This is a genomic window from Halosimplex aquaticum (genome assembly GCF_028747785.1).
GTDB classification, from domain to species: Archaea; Halobacteriota; Halobacteria; order Halobacteriales; family Haloarculaceae; genus Halosimplex; species Halosimplex aquaticum.
Window position 1 is genome coordinate 3,835,718 of sequence record NZ_CP118158.1, and the last position, 17,979, is coordinate 3,853,696.

15 protein-coding genes are annotated in these 17,979 nt (G+C 69.3%); 4 read left to right on the forward strand and 11 right to left on the reverse strand.

Annotated features, from left to right (window positions below):
• Positions 1 to 46 precede the first annotated feature (46 nt).
• On the reverse strand, positions 47 to 1,594 hold the full coding sequence (locus PSC72_RS18915) for a glycoside hydrolase family 28 protein (protein WP_274322981.1): 1,548 nt from the start codon (positions 1,592 to 1,594) through the stop codon (positions 47 to 49).
• A gap of 372 nt (positions 1,595 to 1,966) precedes the next feature.
• Here PSC72_RS18915 and PSC72_RS18920 point away from each other — a divergent pair, with 372 nt between their 5' ends.
• Positions 1,967 to 3,523 (forward strand): glycoside hydrolase family 43 protein, encoded by a 1,557-nt coding sequence (locus PSC72_RS18920; protein ID WP_274322982.1) that lies wholly within the window; start codon positions 1,967 to 1,969, stop codon positions 3,521 to 3,523.
• Between the two features lie 662 nt (positions 3,524 to 4,185).
• Here PSC72_RS18920 and PSC72_RS18925 read toward each other — a convergent pair.
• The 4 genes from PSC72_RS18925 to PSC72_RS18940 all read right to left on the reverse strand — a co-directional run bounded on the left by PSC72_RS18925 (position 4,186) and on the right by PSC72_RS18940 (position 8,229).
• Complete coding sequence (locus PSC72_RS18925) at positions 4,186 to 4,437, reverse strand: translation initiation factor eIF-1A (RefSeq protein WP_246022976.1); 252 nt, start codon at positions 4,435 to 4,437, stop codon at positions 4,186 to 4,188.
• A 150-nt stretch (positions 4,438 to 4,587) separates the two neighbouring features.
• Positions 4,588 to 5,793, reverse strand: coding sequence for an NAD(P)/FAD-dependent oxidoreductase (locus PSC72_RS18930; RefSeq protein ID WP_274322983.1), 1,206 nt, complete (start codon positions 5,791 to 5,793; stop codon positions 4,588 to 4,590).
• 57 nt (positions 5,794 to 5,850) lie between these two features.
• The gene (locus PSC72_RS18935) at positions 5,851 to 6,897 is read right to left on the reverse strand and encodes a phytoene/squalene synthase family protein (RefSeq protein ID WP_274322984.1); all 1,047 of its coding nucleotides are present in this window, start codon (positions 6,895 to 6,897) and stop codon (positions 5,851 to 5,853) included.
• A 111-nt stretch (positions 6,898 to 7,008) separates the two neighbouring features.
• The gene (locus PSC72_RS18940; protein ID WP_274322985.1) at positions 7,009 to 8,229 is read right to left on the reverse strand and encodes an FAD-dependent oxidoreductase; all 1,221 of its coding nucleotides are present in this window, start codon (positions 8,227 to 8,229) and stop codon (positions 7,009 to 7,011) included.
• Positions 8,230 to 8,400: 171 nt separating this feature from the next.
• On the opposite strand from PSC72_RS18940, the gene leuS reads away from it, so the two are divergent.
• From leuS to PSC72_RS18955, 3 genes are all read left to right on the forward strand, one after another.
• Positions 8,401 to 11,115, forward strand: a complete 2,715-nt coding sequence (gene leuS, locus PSC72_RS18945) for a leucine--tRNA ligase (protein WP_274322986.1) — start codon at positions 8,401 to 8,403, stop codon at positions 11,113 to 11,115.
• Between the two features lie 28 nt (positions 11,116 to 11,143).
• The gene (locus PSC72_RS18950; RefSeq protein WP_274322987.1) at positions 11,144 to 12,301 is read left to right on the forward strand and encodes a CapA family protein; all 1,158 of its coding nucleotides are present in this window, start codon (positions 11,144 to 11,146) and stop codon (positions 12,299 to 12,301) included.
• An 82-nt stretch (positions 12,302 to 12,383) separates the two neighbouring features.
• A complete protein-coding gene (locus PSC72_RS18955; protein WP_274322988.1) occupies positions 12,384 to 13,421 on the forward strand; it encodes an NAD(P)/FAD-dependent oxidoreductase in 1,038 nt (345 codons plus the stop codon).
• Between the two features lie 2 nt (positions 13,422 to 13,423).
• On the opposite strand, the gene PSC72_RS18960 is transcribed toward PSC72_RS18955, so the two are convergent.
• The 6 genes from PSC72_RS18960 to PSC72_RS18985 all read right to left on the reverse strand — a co-directional run bounded on the left by PSC72_RS18960 (position 13,424) and on the right by PSC72_RS18985 (position 17,839).
• A complete protein-coding gene (locus tag PSC72_RS18960; protein WP_274322989.1) occupies positions 13,424 to 14,065 on the reverse strand; it encodes a phosphatase PAP2 family protein in 642 nt (213 codons plus the stop codon).
• Positions 14,066 to 14,145: 80 nt separating this feature from the next.
• The gene (locus PSC72_RS18965) at positions 14,146 to 14,991 is read right to left on the reverse strand and encodes a phosphatase PAP2 family protein (RefSeq protein WP_274322990.1); all 846 of its coding nucleotides are present in this window, start codon (positions 14,989 to 14,991) and stop codon (positions 14,146 to 14,148) included.
• 88 nt (positions 14,992 to 15,079) lie between these two features.
• Entirely contained in the window at positions 15,080 to 15,736 is a 657-nt protein-coding gene (locus PSC72_RS18970; RefSeq protein WP_274322991.1) for a hypothetical protein, read from the reverse strand.
• Complete coding sequence (locus PSC72_RS18975; RefSeq protein ID WP_274322992.1) at positions 15,733 to 16,320, reverse strand: hypothetical protein; 588 nt, start codon at positions 16,318 to 16,320, stop codon at positions 15,733 to 15,735. The genes PSC72_RS18970 and PSC72_RS18975 overlap by 4 nt, the downstream gene beginning before the upstream one ends.
• A gap of 51 nt (positions 16,321 to 16,371) precedes the next feature.
• Positions 16,372 to 17,244 carry a hypothetical protein gene (locus tag PSC72_RS18980; RefSeq protein WP_274322993.1) on the reverse strand — a complete coding sequence of 291 codons (873 nt, stop codon included), beginning with the start codon at positions 17,242 to 17,244 and terminating at the stop codon, positions 16,372 to 16,374.
• A gap of 121 nt (positions 17,245 to 17,365) precedes the next feature.
• Positions 17,366 to 17,839 carry a hypothetical protein gene (locus tag PSC72_RS18985; protein ID WP_274322994.1) on the reverse strand — a complete coding sequence of 158 codons (474 nt, stop codon included), beginning with the start codon at positions 17,837 to 17,839 and terminating at the stop codon, positions 17,366 to 17,368.
• Positions 17,840 to 17,979: the final 140 nt, after the last annotated feature.

The window sequence follows — 17,979 nt, forward strand, 5'->3', positions numbered from 1 at the left end:
GAATTCGGCGGCGTCGTTCGAAAAAATCGAGCGGCGACGGTCCCGCTCAGTCCGCGTCGACGGCGAAGTCGTCGGCGTCGGGCGCGTCGACGTGGTCGGTCAGGTCGCCGTGGTTGCCCGCGAACGAGACGCGTCCCGGGTCCTCGCCGCGGACGCGCAGGAACGTTTCCGCTCCCTGCCAGTCACAGCCGCTGACGAGCGTCTCGTCGACGTCGCGGAGTTCGACGACGGGCGTCTCCTGGTCGCTCTCGACCTGCAGGCCGTCGATCGAGACGCGTCCGGTCTCCTCGAATGCGAGCGCCGGCGCCTCGGCGGTCCGGATCCGGACGTTCGAGAAGGAGACGTCGTCGATGGACTTGCAGAACAGGCCGTGGCGCTGGTCGAAGCCGTCGGCCATCGCGGGCCGGAGGTCGGTCGCGTCGAGCGAGCGCGTGGCGTCGATCTCGACGTCGGCGAAGGAGATGTTCTCGAAGTGCTGTTCGGGGAGCCCCGCGAAGAAGCCGGCCGTCTCCACGTCGCGAGCGGTGATGTCCGAGAAGGCCACGTTGCGGACCATCGGCGTGCTCTCGTCGACGGGGATCGGGTCGCTGTCGATGTCCATGAAGTAGTAGCCGTTGATGGTGAACGGGCAGGCGACACGCCGCATGACGATGCCGTCGAAGCGGAGGTCCTCCACGACGCCGCCGCGGCCGCGCTGGGTCTTGATCCGGACGCCGCGGTCCGTGTCGGTGAAGGTGCAGTTGCTGACGGTGACGTCGCGCACGTCGCCTGACATCTCCGACCCGATGACGACGCCGCCGTGGCCGGCCTCGACCGTACAGTTCGTTACCGTGATCTGCGAGGCGGGGCGGCCGATGCTGCGCCCCTCTTCGTCTTTCCCGGACTTGATGCAGATGGCGTCGTCGCCGGCGTTGAGGTAGCAGTCGCTGATACGGACGTACCGCGAGGAGTCGATGTCCATCCCGTCGCCGTTAGGCGCGTCGTGGGGGTTCTCGACGTTCACGTCGTGGAACGTGACGTTGTCGGAGAAGACGACGTGGGTGTTCCAGAACGGCGAGTTCTTCAGCGTGATCCCCGAGACGGAGACGTTCTCGGACCTGTCGATCTGGAACAGCGGCGGTCGAAGCGTGAAACTGCTCACGTCGTCGGCCTTGTCGTTCAGCGCGCGGAACTCCTCCAGTCGCTCGACGAGGCTGTCGGGGAGGTCCGCGTCGTCCTCGCCGTAGAACTGCCACCAGTAATCGCCCTGGCCGTCGACGGTGCCGCGGCCGGTGATCTCGACGTTCTCGGCGTCTTCGACGAGCAGACAGGGGTGGAAGCCGGTCTGGTTCCAGCCCTCCCACCGGCTCTCTTTCGCCGGGAACGCCTCGTGGTCCCGGGCGAACTTGAGCGTCGCGCCGGCCTGCAACTCCAGGGTCGTCTGACTGCCGACCGTGAGCGGTGCGGTCAGGTACTCTCCCGGGGTGACGACGACCGTCCCGCCGGTCCCGGCGCACTCGTCCAGCGCCGACTGGAGCGCCTCCGTGTCTCGTTGCTCGCCTGTGCCGGACGCACCGAAGTCTCTCACGTCGCGTCTGGCGTCGCTGTCGGACATGAATCGTCTATCTCCGAGGTCGTCGATAAAGCTTCCCCTCCCCGTCCGGCGGTGTGACGGGCGAGACGGGCTGGCCGTCGCCGTCGGTATCGGCACGAGCGAATCACCCCATACAACGCTTGACCAGGTGAGGACGAACGCTCTTGCAGCGTAGTTTTCCGCGTCTTCCGAGCGACACGACGCCGTGTCTCTCGTCGAGGACGCCGCTCCACTTGGCGGACGAATCCGTTCTCAGACTGTTTCGGCAAGCCCGATCAGCCGACGGTCAGTGTGTGCCCGAGTCCTTCCGCGGTCGCGCCGCCCGAACTAATCTGGACACTGCCACCACCGAAAACCTAACACCTTTTTCCTCGCTACTGGACTCCACCCAATATGAGAGGCTCCCCCAGGGTATGGGACCCGAATCTCGACGACGATCAGTACCAGAACCCGATCATCTACGCGGACTACTCCGACCCCGACGTGGTCCGAGTCGGTGACGACTACTTCATGACCGCGTCGAGTTTCAACGCCGTCCCCGCGCTCCCGATACTCCACTCGCGCGATCTGGTGAACTGGCGGCTCGTCAACCACGCTATCGACGAGTTGCCCCCCGCCTTCGACCGCCCGCAGCACGGCAACGGCGTCTGGGCGCCCTCGTTCAACTACCACGACGGGACGTTCTACATCTTCTACGGCGACCCCGATCGGGGCGTCTACGTGACCAAGACGGACGACCCCCGCGGTGAGTGGTCGGACCTGTACCACGTCCACGAGGCCGAAGGGTGGATCGACACGGCGCCGTTCTGGGACGACGACGGGAACGCGTATCTCGTCCACGCGTTCGCGAAGAGTCGCGCCGGGATCAACAGCGTCCTCCACGTCGCGCCGATGGCCGAAGACGGGACGCACCTCACCGGCGAGAGCCGCGAGGTGTTCGACGGCCACGGCGACCACCCGACCATCGAGGGCCCGAAGCTCTACAAGCGCGACGGGTACTACTACATCTTCGCGCCGGCCGGCGGCGTCAGCGACGGGTGGCAGACCGTGCTGCGCTCGGAGGACATCTACGGTCCGTACGAGGACCGGATCGTCCTCTCCCAGGGCGACACCGACATCAACGGCCCGCACCAGGGCGCCTGGGTGACGACGAACCGGGGCGAGGACTGGTTCGTCCACTTCCAGGAGGAGGACCCCTACGGCCGAATCGTCCACCTCCAGCCCGTCGAGTGGACGGACGGGTGGCCCGTCATCGGTCGCGACGAGGACGGCGACGGCACGGGCGAACCGGTCCGTACACACGAGAAACCCGACGTCGCTGCCGACGACCTCCCGACCATGGTGCCCCAGACGTCCGACGACTTCGAAGAAGCCCGTCTGGGACTCCAGTGGCAGTGGCACGGAAACCCCCAGCACGGCTGGTACTCGCTCACCCATCGCCCCGACGCGCTCCGCCTGTTCCCGCAGGCCCCGCTCGACGGCGCCGACAACCTGTGGTCCGCCCCGAATCTGCTCCTCCAGAAGTTCCCCGCTCCGTCGTTCACGGCGACGACGGAGATCAGCTGTGAACTCGAAACAGGGGCCGGACACGGTGGCCTCCTCGTGATGGGCGAGGAGTACGCCTACCTCGGCGTTCGCCGGACCGCCGACGGACCCGAACTGGTACAGGGCCGCAACACCGCCCCGTCAGACGGTGATACCGACGCGGTGGACGAGCGAGTCCAACTCCAGTGCTCGTCCGCGCGACTGCGAGCGACCGTGGAAGACGGCGGACGAGTCCGGTTCGCATATGCGACGGGCGACTCCGACTTCGAATCGATCGGCGCGCCGTTCCAGGCCCAGCAGGGGCGCTGGATCGGGGCGAAGATCGGTCTGTTCGCCGTTCAGTCGGCTGCGTCCACCGAAGCGGGCGGCCACTGCGACTTCGACTACTTCAAGATCGAGGAGTGACGTCCCCGTCCCCGCTCCGGACCGACTCCACTCGCTGTCTCTCGTCTGCCCACGACCTCGGAGCGTGGATTCGATGCGGCCTCCGATCCGATGCGAGTGGTCGCAACCTGAATCGTTCGAACGACCCCGGCATCCGCCAGTCCAGCCGAACGTTTCGGCTGGGATCAAATGACAGATGTCGTTTGATACCTGGATATCCTCAGAACCCAGTTACGTCTTCCGGAGTACTGACTCCGATTGACCGTCAACTGACGAGAGATCGGGTCCGGGTACCCGTCTCTGGTACCCGGATCGATCAACCACCGAGATGTCCCCAGACAGACTGTCTTCGACGTGATATCCTCTCGACCCCGAGCCGCCGGCCGGTTCTCACCGGAGGTCGGTGTCGGCACCGATCGATCCAGTACACTCGTCGTATCGCGTTGCCGTCCCTTCAGAACTGGCTTCAGGTACTCTATCACGAACAAACTCGATCTCGCTCCACCTCCGAACTCGATCGTCTACCGCGGATCGATCGGTGCTGGATTCGGATATAATATAACAAATCCATCTATGATAGAATGATTACTATTTAACTCAGGTATCGGGTAACGTCGAGAGATATCGCTACGCGAGACTCGTCGGATAGCGCAGTCGCTCGCGACTGCCGCGTCGATAAAATATCAGTCGATGTGGCCTTCGTCGCGCAGCTGGTCCGCGTCCTGCTCGGAGTATCGCCACTCGATGTTGGCCTTCTCGTCCTGCCAGTCCCACGGTTCGACGAGGACGACGTCGCCCTCGCTGATCCACGTTCGGTACTTCATTCGGCCGGGGATCCGACCCATCCGGTCGACACCGTCTTCGCACTGGACGCGGACGTGGTTGCCGCCGTTGTGCTGCGTTACTACCGCGAACAGTTCGTCGTCCGAGGGCATCCGGAGGTTCCGACGCCCGCTGTTGTCGCTCTCGCTCACAGGTATGGTAGGGGCTCCCCACGTTTAAATCACCTGAGTATCGCGCTACCACGTGACACGACGGCGACACCGCCCCGACCCGTCGGCTTCCGGATATCCGCGCCGGTCGGCTCAGACGTGGCGGGTGAGCGCCGGGACCTTTCCGAGGTCGCTCCTGTCGAACGGGTAGAGGTCGAGGTAGTCCCGGGCGGTCAGGTCGTAGGCCTGTAGGCGCTCGACCTGCGCGTCGTTCAGCCGGCCGGCGCTGGTGACGAACCGGCGCTGTTGGCCCGGCGTGAAGTCGTAGAGCAACTCGCAGACGATCCGCTGGGCCCGCCACTGGACCCCCTTTCGACCGTTCCACCGCTCCTCGTAGGTGCTGAGACCCTCGCGGGAGGTGTCACCGCGGTCGAGCGCCGCGAGCGCGGCGTCGGCCGCCATCTCGGCGGACTCCATGCCCGGGCGGATCCCCTCGCCGAACAGCGGGTTGATGCTCGAGACCGCGTCGCCGACGGCGACGAGCCCGTCCATCGCGCGCTGGTTGATGGAGTTGTTCGAGACGGCGTCGCCCGCGTGGACGGCGCGGACCTCCTCGGCCTCCCACCGCGGGTCGGCGGCCACCCACGACTCGACGTAGTCGTCGATGGTCCCTTCATCTGGAGGGGCGTGACCGTCGTGGAAGTCCTCGATCCAGCAGACCCCCGCCTTGAACGCGTCGTCGCCGGCGGGGAAGGTCCACGCGTAGCCCCCCGGGGCGACATCGTGGTCGAAGCGGAACAGCATCGAATCGAGGTCGTAGCGGCCCCGGACCTCGTACTCCTTGCCGATCCCCCGCTGGGCGGCGTCGGGATCGAACATCCCCAGTCGCTTCGCGAGGAGGGCCCTGGGACCGGTCGCGTCGACCACGAGGTCGGCGTCGATCCGCCGTTTCTCGCCGTCGGTCCAGTACTGGACGCCGACGACGCGCCCGTCCTCGACCACGGGGTCGGACACCCGCGCACCGGTCCGGATCTCCGCCCCGTGGGCCGCGGCGTCCTCGCCGAGGAACTCCAGGAAGGCGGGGAAGTCCAGGACGTACCCCGGGATCGAGAGGGTCGAACTCGCGCCCGGCGCTTCGAAGACCACGTCTTCGTTCTCGCCCATCACCACCTCGTCGGGGACGCCGTACCGCTCGATCACCTGGTCGAACGTCCCGCCGGTCGACTTGTCGTTGTCAGAGAGGGCGTCGTTGGCTTCGAGCACGGTGACCGCGTACTCGGAGCGGGTCGCGATCTCCCGCGCGAACTGGAGGCCGGCCGGTCCGCCACCGGCGACGACGACGTCTACGTCTGCCGACATACACCGGCGAGTACCGACGAGTGCGACAAATCCGTTGCGATGTCCGAGAAGGGCCGCTCAGTACTCGTCGAGCGGGCGCTGGCGGATCTTCGACCGGAGTTCCGCGAGCGAGGGATTGTCCTCGCGTGCGAACGTCGCGAAGATGGTGGTGACCTCCGACCGGGACACCTTGACGTTGCCCTCCTCGATGACGTCCTCGGGGCGCTCTTCGAGTTCGCGGATGGTCCCGACCGCGAGCAGGAAGGGGATCGCCCACGCTGAGAGGGTGTTACCGCGGATCTCGGGCATGGCTTCGAGCCACGTCTGCGCGCCGTCGAGGTAGCCCTCGGCGCGGTCGACGACCCGCTGGATGACCGGGACGAACGCCTCGCTGTTCTCCTCGTCGGGGATGTCCTCCGTGTCGAGCTCCTCGGCGTCGAGCAGCTCCTGAGGGATGTAGACGTTGTTCTCCTCCTCGAAGTCGGTTGCCACGTCCTTGGAGACGTTGACGAGCTGGAGGAGCATCGCGAACGAGCGGGCGTTGTTCTGGAGGGTATCGCGGACGGAGTCGTCGACGTTCCGCGAGAGGAGGCCGGTGACGAGCGTCCCGACCGTCCCGGCGGCGTACCAGCAGTACTCCTCGAGTTCGCCGAACGTCTGGAGCCGGAGGCCGCCCTGCTCGGCGTAGCGCTCGACGAACATCGCCATGCCGCTGACGAGCTCGCGAACCGGCGGGCGGATCGCCGCCTGCGAGTCCTCGTCGAGTCCTTCGAACGTCCGGAACACCCGCTCGCACTCGGCGACGACCTCCCAGTCGTCGTTCGGGTCCTCCGGGATCCACTCGTCCACGGCGCTCCGAAACTCCGCGATCGTCTCGTCGTCGTCGGGGTCCAGCACCCGGTTGTACTGGTCGAGGAGGGCGCGCTGCTCTGCGGGTGGGATATGTCCGGCGTCCTCGATGGTGTCGGCGATTCGACACAGGAGGTACCCGACACAGATGTCGCGCGACATGGGCTCGTCGAGCTCCGCAACCGTCAGGGCGAACGTGCGTGAGACGGCCTCGACGGCCTCGTAGCAGTAGTCGAGGTCGTCCTCAAACACCTGTTCGGTCTGGTTTCGTGACATTCCCGATATACCCCCTTAACCCTTCCACAAGTAAAAAGTTCGCCTACTGGCCGCGCCGCCCGATATCCCGGTCGGGTACCCCGATTTCGGCCGGTTCGTGTCGCCGGCCCGTCACTCGCCGACCACGTCGCTGTCCGACGGACCGGGGCCCCCCAGGTCGGCCACGAACTCGTCGAGTCGCGCGGGGTCGTCGGCGCCGGGGAGTTCCGTCTCCGCGGTTCGACAGGGCTCGTCGATCCCCAGCCGGTCGCAGACGGCGTCGGCGGCCGCTTCGGCCATCAGCCGGTAGGTGGTCAGCTTCCCGCCGACGACAGAGAGGAAGTTCTCGACGCCCTCCTCGGCGTGGTCGAGGAGGAAGAAGCCCCGCGAGATGCCGCGGCCGCCGCGTTCGGCCTCGTCCGGTTCGTACAGCGGCCGGACGCCCCACCACTCGCGGACCCGCGCCGCGTCGGCGACCGCGGGATACATCGCCGCGCACTCCTCGCGGACGCGTTCGCGCTCCCAGTCGGCCCGCTCGAACTCGTCGGGGTCGTCGACGGTCACGCTCGTCGTCCCCAGCACCGCCTCGCGCTCGTGGGGGACGATTATGTCGCCGTCCCCGGGTTCGCGACTGCGGTTGAGGACCGTCTCCAGCCCCGCGTGGTCGACGGAGATCATCAACCCGCGAGTCGGCCGCATCTCGACGGTCGCCCCGGCCATCGCCGCGAGTTCGCCGGCCCAGGCGCCCGTCGCGTTGACGACGATTTCGGGCCGCACCGTCTCGTCGACCGCCCCACCGACGGCGACGCCGACGATCTCCCCGTTTTCCACACGGACGCCTTCGACGGGCGCGTTCGAGTGGACGGTCGCACCCTGCTCGACTGCCGCGTGGACGTTCGCGGCGACGAGCCGAGAGGGCGAGACGACCGCGTCGGGGACGCGCATCGCGCGCTCGACGTCCGCGGAGAGGCCGGGGATCGCCTCCCGTGCATCGTCGCCGTCGACGAACTCGACGGGGATCCCGATGTCCTCGCAAGCGTCTCGCTTGGCGTCGAAGTACGCGGGGTCGTCGTCGGCCAACTGGACGAACAGGCCGCCGGTTTCGCGGACGCACGCCCCGGCGATATCCGAGACGATCCGGTTCTCCGCGATGCACTCCTCGGCGCCGGTCTCGTCGGCTTCGGCGTAGCGCGCGCCGCTGTGGAGCAGGCCGTGCGAGCGGCCCGTCGTCCCGTGGGCGAGTCCGTCCCGGTCGACGAGCGCCACGTCGCAACCCCGGAGGGCGAGGTCCCGCGCGGTCCCGGCGCCGGTCGCGCCGCCGCCGACCACGAGAACGTCCGTGTCGAGTGCCATGTCCGGCCTTGGTCCCGGAGACGTATGTGGGTGCTGACGGTCGCGTGCCGTGAGAGAGACCGCCGACGGCAGTCGCTCGCTCTACAGCGGGCAGTCCCGGCGACGGCCGCGCCCGCTCCGCCTCGGCCAGAACAATGATTACCACGGCCGACGCAGGTCAGCCAACGGTCGATGACACGGTACAATCACGCGAGGGTGCAGGAGTACTGGCAGTACGTGTGGGACGCGGAGGGGGTCTACGAGGTGCCCGACGACGCCGCCGACCCCACCTACGTCCTCGGGATGTTCCCCTACACCTCCGGCACGCTCCACATGGGCCACGTCCGAAACTACGCGATCACGGACGCCTACGCCCGCTACCGCGCGCTGCAGGGCGACGACGTCCTCCAGCCGATGGGCTGGGACGCGTTCGGCCTCCCCGCCGAGAACGCCGCCTACGAACGGAACACGGACCCGGAGTCGTGGACCCGCTCGTGCATCGAACAGATGCGCGAGGAACTGGAGACCATGGGCTTCGGCTACGACTGGTCCCGGGAGATCACCACCTGTGACCCCGAGTACTACCGGTGGAACCAGTGGCTCTTCAAGCGGTTCCACGAGGAGGGGCTGGTCGAGTACACCGGCGCCCGGGTCAACTGGTGTCCCGACTGCGAGACGGTGCTCGCCGACGCGCAGGTCGAACAGCCGACGGCCGGCGCCGGCGACGAGTCCGCAGCGGCCGACGGCGGCGCGGCCGACCACGCCCACGACGCCGCAGTCGACCACTCCGCCGGCGTCTGCTGGCGCTGCGAGACGCCCGTCGAGCGCCGGGAACTCGACCAGTGGTTCTTCACGATCACCGACTACGCCGAGGAACTCGACGCCGGCCTGGACGACCTCGACGGGTGGCCCGACAGCGTCCGCGACATCCAGCGCAACTGGATCGGTCGCCAGGAGGGCGCGCACGTCACGTTCGACGTCGACGACCCCGAGGGCGATGTGGAGGCCGACGGCGTCGACGTGTTCACGACCCGTCTCGACACCGTTTACGGTGCCACCTTCGTCGCGCTCTCGCCGGGTCACGACCTGGCGAGGGCCATCGCCGATCGCGACGAGGCGGTAGCCGAGTACGTCGACGACGTGACCAGCGCGGGCGCCGACGCGGGCGGCACCTCGGGCGTCGACACCGGGCTGACGGCGACCCATCCCATCACCGGCGAGGACGTGCCCGTCTACGTCGCCGCGTACGTCCTCGACGACGTGGGGACGGGCGCCGTGATGGGCGTTCCCGCCCACAACGAGCGCGACCACGCCTTCGCGGAGGCCCACGACCTCCCCGTCGAACAGGTGGTCGAACCGGTCGACGGCAGCCCGACCGACCTGCCCGACACGCCCTACACCGACGACGGGATGCTCACCGACAGCGGCGAGTACGACGGCCTCGCGAGTTCCGCGGCGCGCGAGCGACTCCTGGGGGCGGACGGCGTCGAGTCGGCGACCGAGTACCGCCTCCGGGACTGGCTGATCTCCCGCCAGCGCTACTGGGGGACCCCCATCCCGATGATCCACTGCGACGACTGCGGCCGGGTACCGGTCCCCGACGAGGACCTGCCGGTCGAACTCCCGCCGTACGTCCGCACCGCGGGCAACCCCCTCGAAGAGAGCGAGGAGTGGAAGTCCGTCGAGTGTCCGGAGTGCGGCGGCCCCGCCGAGCGCGAGACGGACACGATGGACACCTTCGTCGACTCCTCGTGGTACTTCCTGCGGTTCCTCTCGCCGGATCTCGACACGGCCCCGTTCGACACCGACCGCGCCGCCGACTGGCTCCCCGTCGACGTGTACGTCGGCGGCGAGGAGCACGCCATCCTCCACCTGCTGTACATCCGGTTTTTCACCCGCGCGCTGGCCGACCTCGGGCTGCTCGACACCCGCGAACCGGTCGAGCGCCTGATCAACCAGGGCACGGTGCTGTACGACGGCGAGAAGATGTCCTCCTCGAAGGGCAACGCCATCGCGCCCCACGAGTACGGCGCGGAGACGACCCGGCTGTTCCTCCTGTCGGCGGCCCACCCCGCACAGGACTTCGAGTGGACCGTCAAGCGCGTCGGCGACGTGTACGACTTCCAGCAGCGGCTGTTCTCGATGGTCGCCGACCGCGACGAGGTGCCGACCCGCGACGAGCGGGCGCCCCAGGACGACTACCTCCAGCGGGAAATCGACCGCACGGTCACCGCCGTCGCCGAGGAGTACGAGCGGTTCCGGTTCCACCGGGTCGTCAGCGAGACCCAGGGGTTCGCCCGCCTCCTGCGCCGCTACCGCGAGTACGGGCCCGTCGACGAGGAGACCTACGACCGGGGGCTGCGCGCGCTGACGCGCTTCGTCGCGCCGCTGGCGCCGTACCTCGGCGAGGAGCTGTGGAACCTGCTCGACACCGAGGGGCTGGTCGTCGAGGCCGACTGGCCGACGGTCCGCGAGCCCGTCGAGGACTACGGCCTCGAACGGCGCCTCGTCGAGACGACGCTCGACGACGTGCGCGACATCACCGAGGTCGTCGACATCGACGACCCGGAGACCATCGAGATCGTCGCCGCCGAGGAGTGGAAGTACCGGGCCTACGAGCACGTCCGTCAGGCCGACCCGGGCGACGCCGTCGTCGGGTCCGCACTGGACGACGACGCGATCGGCGAGCACGGCGACCGCGCCGCGGAGTACCTCGGCGACCTGGCCTCGCGCGCGGGAGCGCTCGAACCGGTGCTCGACGCCGAGCGCGAACTCGCGGTGCTGGAGGCGGCGGCGTGGCTGTTCGCCGACGAGTTTGGCGCCGACGTGGACGTCCGGCGCGCCGACGCCGACGACGACCTCGCCGCCAAGGCCGACCCCTCCAAGCCAGCGATCCACATCGACTGATGGCGCCGACTCGCGGGACCGAGTGGAGATGACGCCGACCCGCCGTGCGGTCCTCGCCGCGTCCGTCGGGGGCGTCGCCGGGCTGGCCGTCCTCGGCGGGACCGTTCGCCGGCGGACTCGCCGCGCGGTCCCGCCGACCGTCCCGGGCGACGGCGACACCCGCATCGGCTTCGTCGGCGACGTGATGCTCGGGAGAAACGTGAACGACCGCTGGTCCGGAACCGGCAGCAGCGAATCGCAGGCCGGCGGCGATTCCGCGTCCGGCGCCGACCCCGCCGGCGTCTGGGGGTCGACCCTGCCGTCGCTCCGGGCGCTCGACGGCCTCTTTCTGAACCTGGAGTGTTGCCTCTCGACGCGCGGCGAGCGCCGACCGAACCGAACGTACTACTTCCGGGCGGACCCCGAGTGGGCAGTCCCCGCCCTCGACACGGCCGGCACCGCCTACGCCTCGCTCGCCAACAACCACCTCCTCGACTACGGCCCGACCGCCCTGCTGGACACCGTCGACCACCTCTCGGAGGCGGACATCGCCAACGCCGGCGCGGGCGCCGACCGCGCGGCGGCGACCGAACCCACCGTGGCGACCGTCGGGGACCTCGATATCGGCGTCGTCGCGTTCACCGACCAGTCGCGCTCCTACGGGGCAGGGACCGACGCTCCCGGGACAGCCTGGACGTCTCTGGACAGCCGCGATCCCGAAACGCGAGCGGTCGTCGGCGATGCGCTCCGGCAGGTCCGCGAGCGCGACCCCGACCTGGTCGTCGCGTCGCTGCACTGGGGGCCGAACTGGGAGGTCCGCCCGTCGGGGACCCAGCGGCGGTTCGCCCGCTGGCTGATCGACGCCGGCGTCGACGTCGTCCACGGCCACAGCGCCCACGTGATCCAGGGGATCGAGGTCTATCGCGGCCGTCCCATCGTCTACGATATCGGCGACTACGTCGACGACTACGTGATAAAGCCCGACCTCCACAACGACCGGAGCGTCCGCGTCGAACTCGCGATCGAAGACGGGCGCCTCGAACGCCTGTGCGTCGCGCCGGTCGAAATCGTCGACGAACGCGTCGACCGAGCGACCGGCGACGCCGCCGCGTGGGTCCGCGATCGGGTGCGGACGCTCTCGGAGGAGTTCGGAACGACCGTCGAGCGGGACGGGCGCGGGCTGTCGATCCCGCTGGCGGCCGACTGAGCCGTCGACCGCGACCATCTGTCGGTGGCGTCTCCCGCCGCGAGATGCGACCCGTTTTGGGCGAGGGGTCCGAACGGCCGCCATGACACGGATCGGAGTCGTCGGCGCGGGCGCGGCGGCCGCGGCCGCGACGTACGTCCTCGACGGAGCGCTCCCGTCGGCCGGGGTGACGGTGCTGGAGAAGTCCCGCGGCGTCTGCGGCCGCGCTGCGACGCGCCGCCGCGGCGAGGTCACCTACGACTACGGCGCCAACTACGTCACGAGCGACGACGAGCGGGTCGTCGAGTTGCTAACCGAGACGCTCGACGCCGACGGCCTCGTCGACGTGACCGAGCCGATCTACACCTTCGACGCCGACGGCGACGTCTCCGAGGGGCGGGACAACGACGGCCACAAGTGGACGTATCGCGAGGGACTCACCCAGATCGCCAAGCGGCTGTTCGGCGAGACTGACGCCACGGTCCACACCGAAACTCGCGTCGAGACGCTCGTCTGCGACGGCGAACAGTGGCGGGTCGTCGACGCCGACGGCGGGGAGTGGGGACCGTTCGACGCGCTCCTCTTGAACCCGCCCGCGCCGCAGTCGGCCGAGTTGCTCCGCGACGCCGAGTGGGAGAGCGAGGCCCGAACGGCGCTCGCGGACGCCGCCGAGGCGGTCCCCTACCGGACGATCTGGACCGCGGTGCTGGGCTACGAGTTCGAACTCGACCGACCCTACTACGCGCTAATAAACCCGGACCGAGAACACGAGATCGGCTGGATCGCCCGCGAGGAGTGCAAACCCGAGCATGTCCCCGACGGCGAGACGGTGCTCGTCGTCCAGGCCAACCCCGAGTGGTCGGTCGAGTACTACGACAACGATCCCACGGGGAACATCTACGAACTCGCCCACTTGACCGCCGACGTAATCGGTCACGGGGGCCTCGCCGAACCCGCGTGGACCGACCACCAGGGCTGGCGCTACGCCCTGCCCGACGAGGGGGTCCGACGGGGCGCCGTCGACGACGCAGCGGACGCAGATCTCTACGCCGTCGGCGACTGGGTCGCCGGCGAGGCCCGCCTCCACGCGGCGCTCCGGAACGGGCTGGACACCGGCGAGCGAGTCGCCCACTCGCTCTGAGGTCACGAGGGCGTCGACCCGCTCGACCGGTCGGCCCGTGACCGGGCGCGGAGATAGTACAGGCCGACGGTGATTACGGCGGCGACGACGAACCCGGCTATCGACTGGGCCCACGTGTGCGCGTTCACGGCCACGCGGTTCGGGACCATCAACACCGGGATGGCGAGCAGCGGGACGTATCGCCGGTCGAGCAGCGAGAGGTACAACAGCGGCGCCAGCGCGATGAGCACGTGGCCGGAGATGTCCCAGAACGGCGAGAGGAGCGCGTAGGGTGCGATCACGACCGCGAGCGTCACCATCGCGTCCGGGATGATCTCCCCCCAGTCGTAGCGTCGCCAGACGTACCACGTCGTCCCGGCGGCGATCAGCACGCCGCTGGCGACCATCTCGTCGAGTTGCCAGCTGCTCCCCCCGAGGGCCGTCGAGAGCCCGCTCCGGCCGACCAGGAAGTACGCGACCGTCGGGACGAGCGCGAGGACGCCCGCGCCGAGGAAGGCCCCGAGCCTCCGCCAGAGCACGGCGCGGGCGGCAGACTGCTCGCGCCACTCGTAGTGGATCAGCAACGCGATGCCGAGCGCCAGTACGGTGATCGGGTGGAAGACGTACGGGAACAGCTCGTTCGCTCGCTGGAGCGCCCCAGGCACGCCGGGAGATACGGCGTCGACACGGATAACCCGACGGTCGGCATACTCCGGGCCGCGGACGCTGGCAGCGCTCCGGGCCCTCAGGCGGGCTCGGCGGCGTCACGGTCGTCTAGCTCGGCCACGGCGGCCGGCGCGCCGATGAGACCGGCCCCGAGAACCACCGTGAGAACGAAGATGACGATCGGCGGCGGCACGATTTTGATGACGACGTACCCGAGCACGGCCAGGATCGGGAGCACGACGGCGACGAGCGCAACGCGGAGCGACGTCCGATCGACGGTCGACCCGCTGCCGGCGAGTTCCCAGACGGTCGCCGCGCCGACGGCCGAGCCGAAGAGTATCACGCCGTCGCGGCTGAAGTCGCTGACGACGAGCGCGACCCCGGCGACCGCGACTGCCAGCAGGAACCCCGAACGCGGGTCCCGGCGGGTGATCCCGAACGCGACGAGGAGGAAACCGACGCCGAAGACGATCCCGGCGAGCACGTCGCGGACGAAGTGGACGCCGAGGACGACCCGCGAGAGGGCGATCAGGCCGATCAGCGCCGCGACGGCCCCGTATCTGACGAGGTCGGAGAAGGCGTCGTGTTCGATGGCGAGCGTCCCGTAGGCGATCGTCGCGCCGGTCGCGTGTCCGCTCGGGAAGCTAAAGCCGTCGATAGGAACGACGTTCACCTCGGCCGGCGGGCGCGGGACCGCGAAGAAGTACTTGAGCGCCGTTATCAGCGCCATCCCGCCGACGACGATGGCGATGGCGTGGGCGCCACGCTCGCGGTCGACGAACCAGTAGTCGAGGGTGAACACGACGAGGAACACGCCGACGTTCCCGAGGCGCGTGATCCCGAGGAAGACCGGGACGAGCCACTGGGGCACGGCCGCGCGGACCGCGTCTCCGAGTGCCTGAAAGAGGAGGACGCTCCCGGTCATCAACCTCCGTTGGGGCCTGGGACACTTGGACGTGGCGTCGGCGGGTGCACGGGCAACGAAGCGGGCGTTCGGCGTCCGCGTCGGGCGGTCAGTCGCCGAAGACGCCCCGGGAGAACGCGGCCGCGACGCCGTCGAAGTAGCCGGTCCCCCAGAGCGCGACGGCGGCGGCCGCGATCGTGTTGAACGTGAGGTCGGCGACGATGTCCGAGACGCCGTACTGGACGAGCACCTCGGTGCCGGTCAGGGCGGCCCCGACCGCGCCGGCGGCGAACTCCCCGATCTCCCAGGCGACGCCGAAGGCCATCACGAGCGCGAGCGTGAAGACGAACCGGAACTCCTCGGGGAACTCGGCGCGTCTGGAGCTCTCGTCGACCGCCTCCACGACGGCGTAGCCGACCCCTGCGACGAAGGCCGCCGAGACCATGTGCGCGACCTGGTCGTAGGAGGCGAGGAGACCCGTCTGCTGGTCGTACGGGCCGAGGAATCCGCCGACGTGTATCGCCGCCGCGACGGCGATCCACAGCGACAGCCGCGGGTCGATCTCGTGGTCGAACAACCAGGCGACGCCCGCCGGGACGAGCGTGACGCCGAGCGAGAGGACGCCGTTGACCGCCACGCCGACTCGACCGCTGATAGCGCCGTACGCCGTCATGACGACGATGACGAGTTGCAACAGCCTCGCGCCGGCGGTCGGCAGGCCGCCGACTGTCGGCAGGCGCTCGGCGAACCCGGAGCGGGGCGTCACCGCAGGTCCCTCCAGGGGGTGCGGTCGATCCCGTGGCCGGGGCTCACCCGGCGGACGTACGCCTCGAAGACGGCACCCGCCACCACGCCGATCGCCGTGGCCAGGATCAGTTCCCACATGACCGCGTTCTGCTCGCCGAGCAGGTGGGTCCCGAACGCGGCGTCGTAGCCGTAGCGGACGACGACCCAGAGGCCGGCGACGGCCATCGTCAGGACGACCACGAACCCGACGGCGAAGTCCGGCGTCATCTCCACGTCGGTGAACGCGTCGAGTTCGACGGCCACCACCAGCGCCAGCGCCGCCACGACGGCGTAGGCCGCCCGGTCGGGGGCGACGCCAACGGACGGCGCGGCGACCGGGACCGCCGCGACCGCGAGCACTTCCCAGGCGACCATCTCCTTCGGGTCGCGGGCGACGACCGGCGGGACGAGGGCGGCGACCACAGTCACCGCGACGACACCGACCCACTGCTCAGCGCCCGCGAACGCGCGCTCGACGCCGACGGCACAGAGGACGACGACGATCAGCCAGCCGATCGCCGCGTTCGTCGCCTCGTAGTCGAGCAGGTCAGACGGTTGTCGCATGATGCGGTGAGATCTGGGGACTGCGGACGGCGGCCGACGGCCCGACTTCGTTCAGTAGTCCGATCGCTCGCCGGTGGCTCCCCGCTCGGCGTCGTCGGAACCGTACGTCTCGCGGTCGACCTGCCGGTGTTCGTCCCGCTCGGGCGGGGCGAGGTGGCTGCGGTGCCACCGGGTCAGGAGGTCCTCTGTCTCGTCGAGCCACGACGTCTCGCCGGGCTGGACGTCGAGCGCCAGGTCGTACTCCCGGTCCTCGACGAGGTCGGCGTCGCCGGCGCGGTCCTCCTCGCGGGGCTCCTCGGCGACGAGGTATCGCTCCTCGACGTGGACGTCGACTTCGTCGTCGACCTCGTCGCCCCTGATACCGAACTCCCGTTCGAGGACGTGGACGCGGTCGGTCTCGTCCGCGAAGGTGTGCGAGCCCCAGAACGCCGCGTCGACGTCGGCCGACTCGGCGAGGTTGCGCTGCTGGAACTCGGTGTACTCGTGGTCGAATCCCGGTGGGAGCAGGTGGCCCGACGTCGGGTGGTCGTCGTCGTGCTCCGGCGTATCGAGGTGGTCGCGGGCGAACGACGACAGCCAGTGCCAGTCGTGCTCCTCGCCGATGTCCACGAGGTGGTCGCCCAGCGACTCGTCCTCGTCGACGGCCCGCCCGTCCTCCTCGACGACGACTCGGTCGTTGTCGGGGTCGTAGCGCCCGCGGTGGACGGTGTCCTCCTGTGAGGCGTAGAAGAACGCGTTTCCGGACGCGCCCATGCCGCCGACGCCGACCCACTCGACGTCTTCCAGTTGTTCGTTCTCCTCGTCCTCCGGCGTCTCCCGTTCGACCGTCAGGTCGTCGTAGGCGTCGTACCGCCGCACGGGCCAGTCGTCGAACCGCGGGTCCGTCACGGGTTCGGGCTCCGTGTCGTGGTCGGGGTCGCGCATAGGGTGACCTACAACGTTCGCGGTGAAAGGAAAGAGCCGCCTACGGCACCGGCGTGGCGACGGGCGCGCCGTCGGCCCGGGTATTTCGGGCTTACTCGCCCGTCATCCTGTACCCTCGCGTTCACGCGGGGCCGTCGGTGGCCGCGTCGGTCCCCGGAGTCTCCGCGGTGGAGCCCGCCGCCGCGTCGACGGCCCGGTCGGCGTACCACAGGACCGAGAAGTCCTGCGGGCTCGGCAGCGCGCAGGCCATCCAGCCGAGCACGGCGAACCGGGCGACCCCCTCGCTGGCGAACGGGTCGGCGACGACGCCGACCGGGACGAGCGCGAGCGGCGCGACCAGCGCCAGCGGCATCATCGCGGAGACGCGCAGCAGCCACGCCGGCGTCTCGGCGCCGGGTCGCGGCCTGACGGCGGCCCACTCGCCGCGCAGTCCCGCCTGGAGGAGTCCGCCGTCGCTACCGGGGAACCAGTCGATCACGTGGGGGACGCCGGCCGCGCGCAGGACGGCGGCGTGCGCCAGTTCGTGGGCGACGAGGCCGATACTGACAGCGGAGGCGAGCGCGACCAGCGCGGCGAGAATCTCGATAGGCGTCATCTACTTCGCGTACGTTAGTCTTACCCGACCGATCGACAGTCATCAATCTGTCGGTCGGTCCCGGCCCGGCGTCCGACGCCGGAACACCCCCGGGTAATCGTCAGTGACCCGTCGCCCGGAGCGCGGCCGGCCTCGCCGCG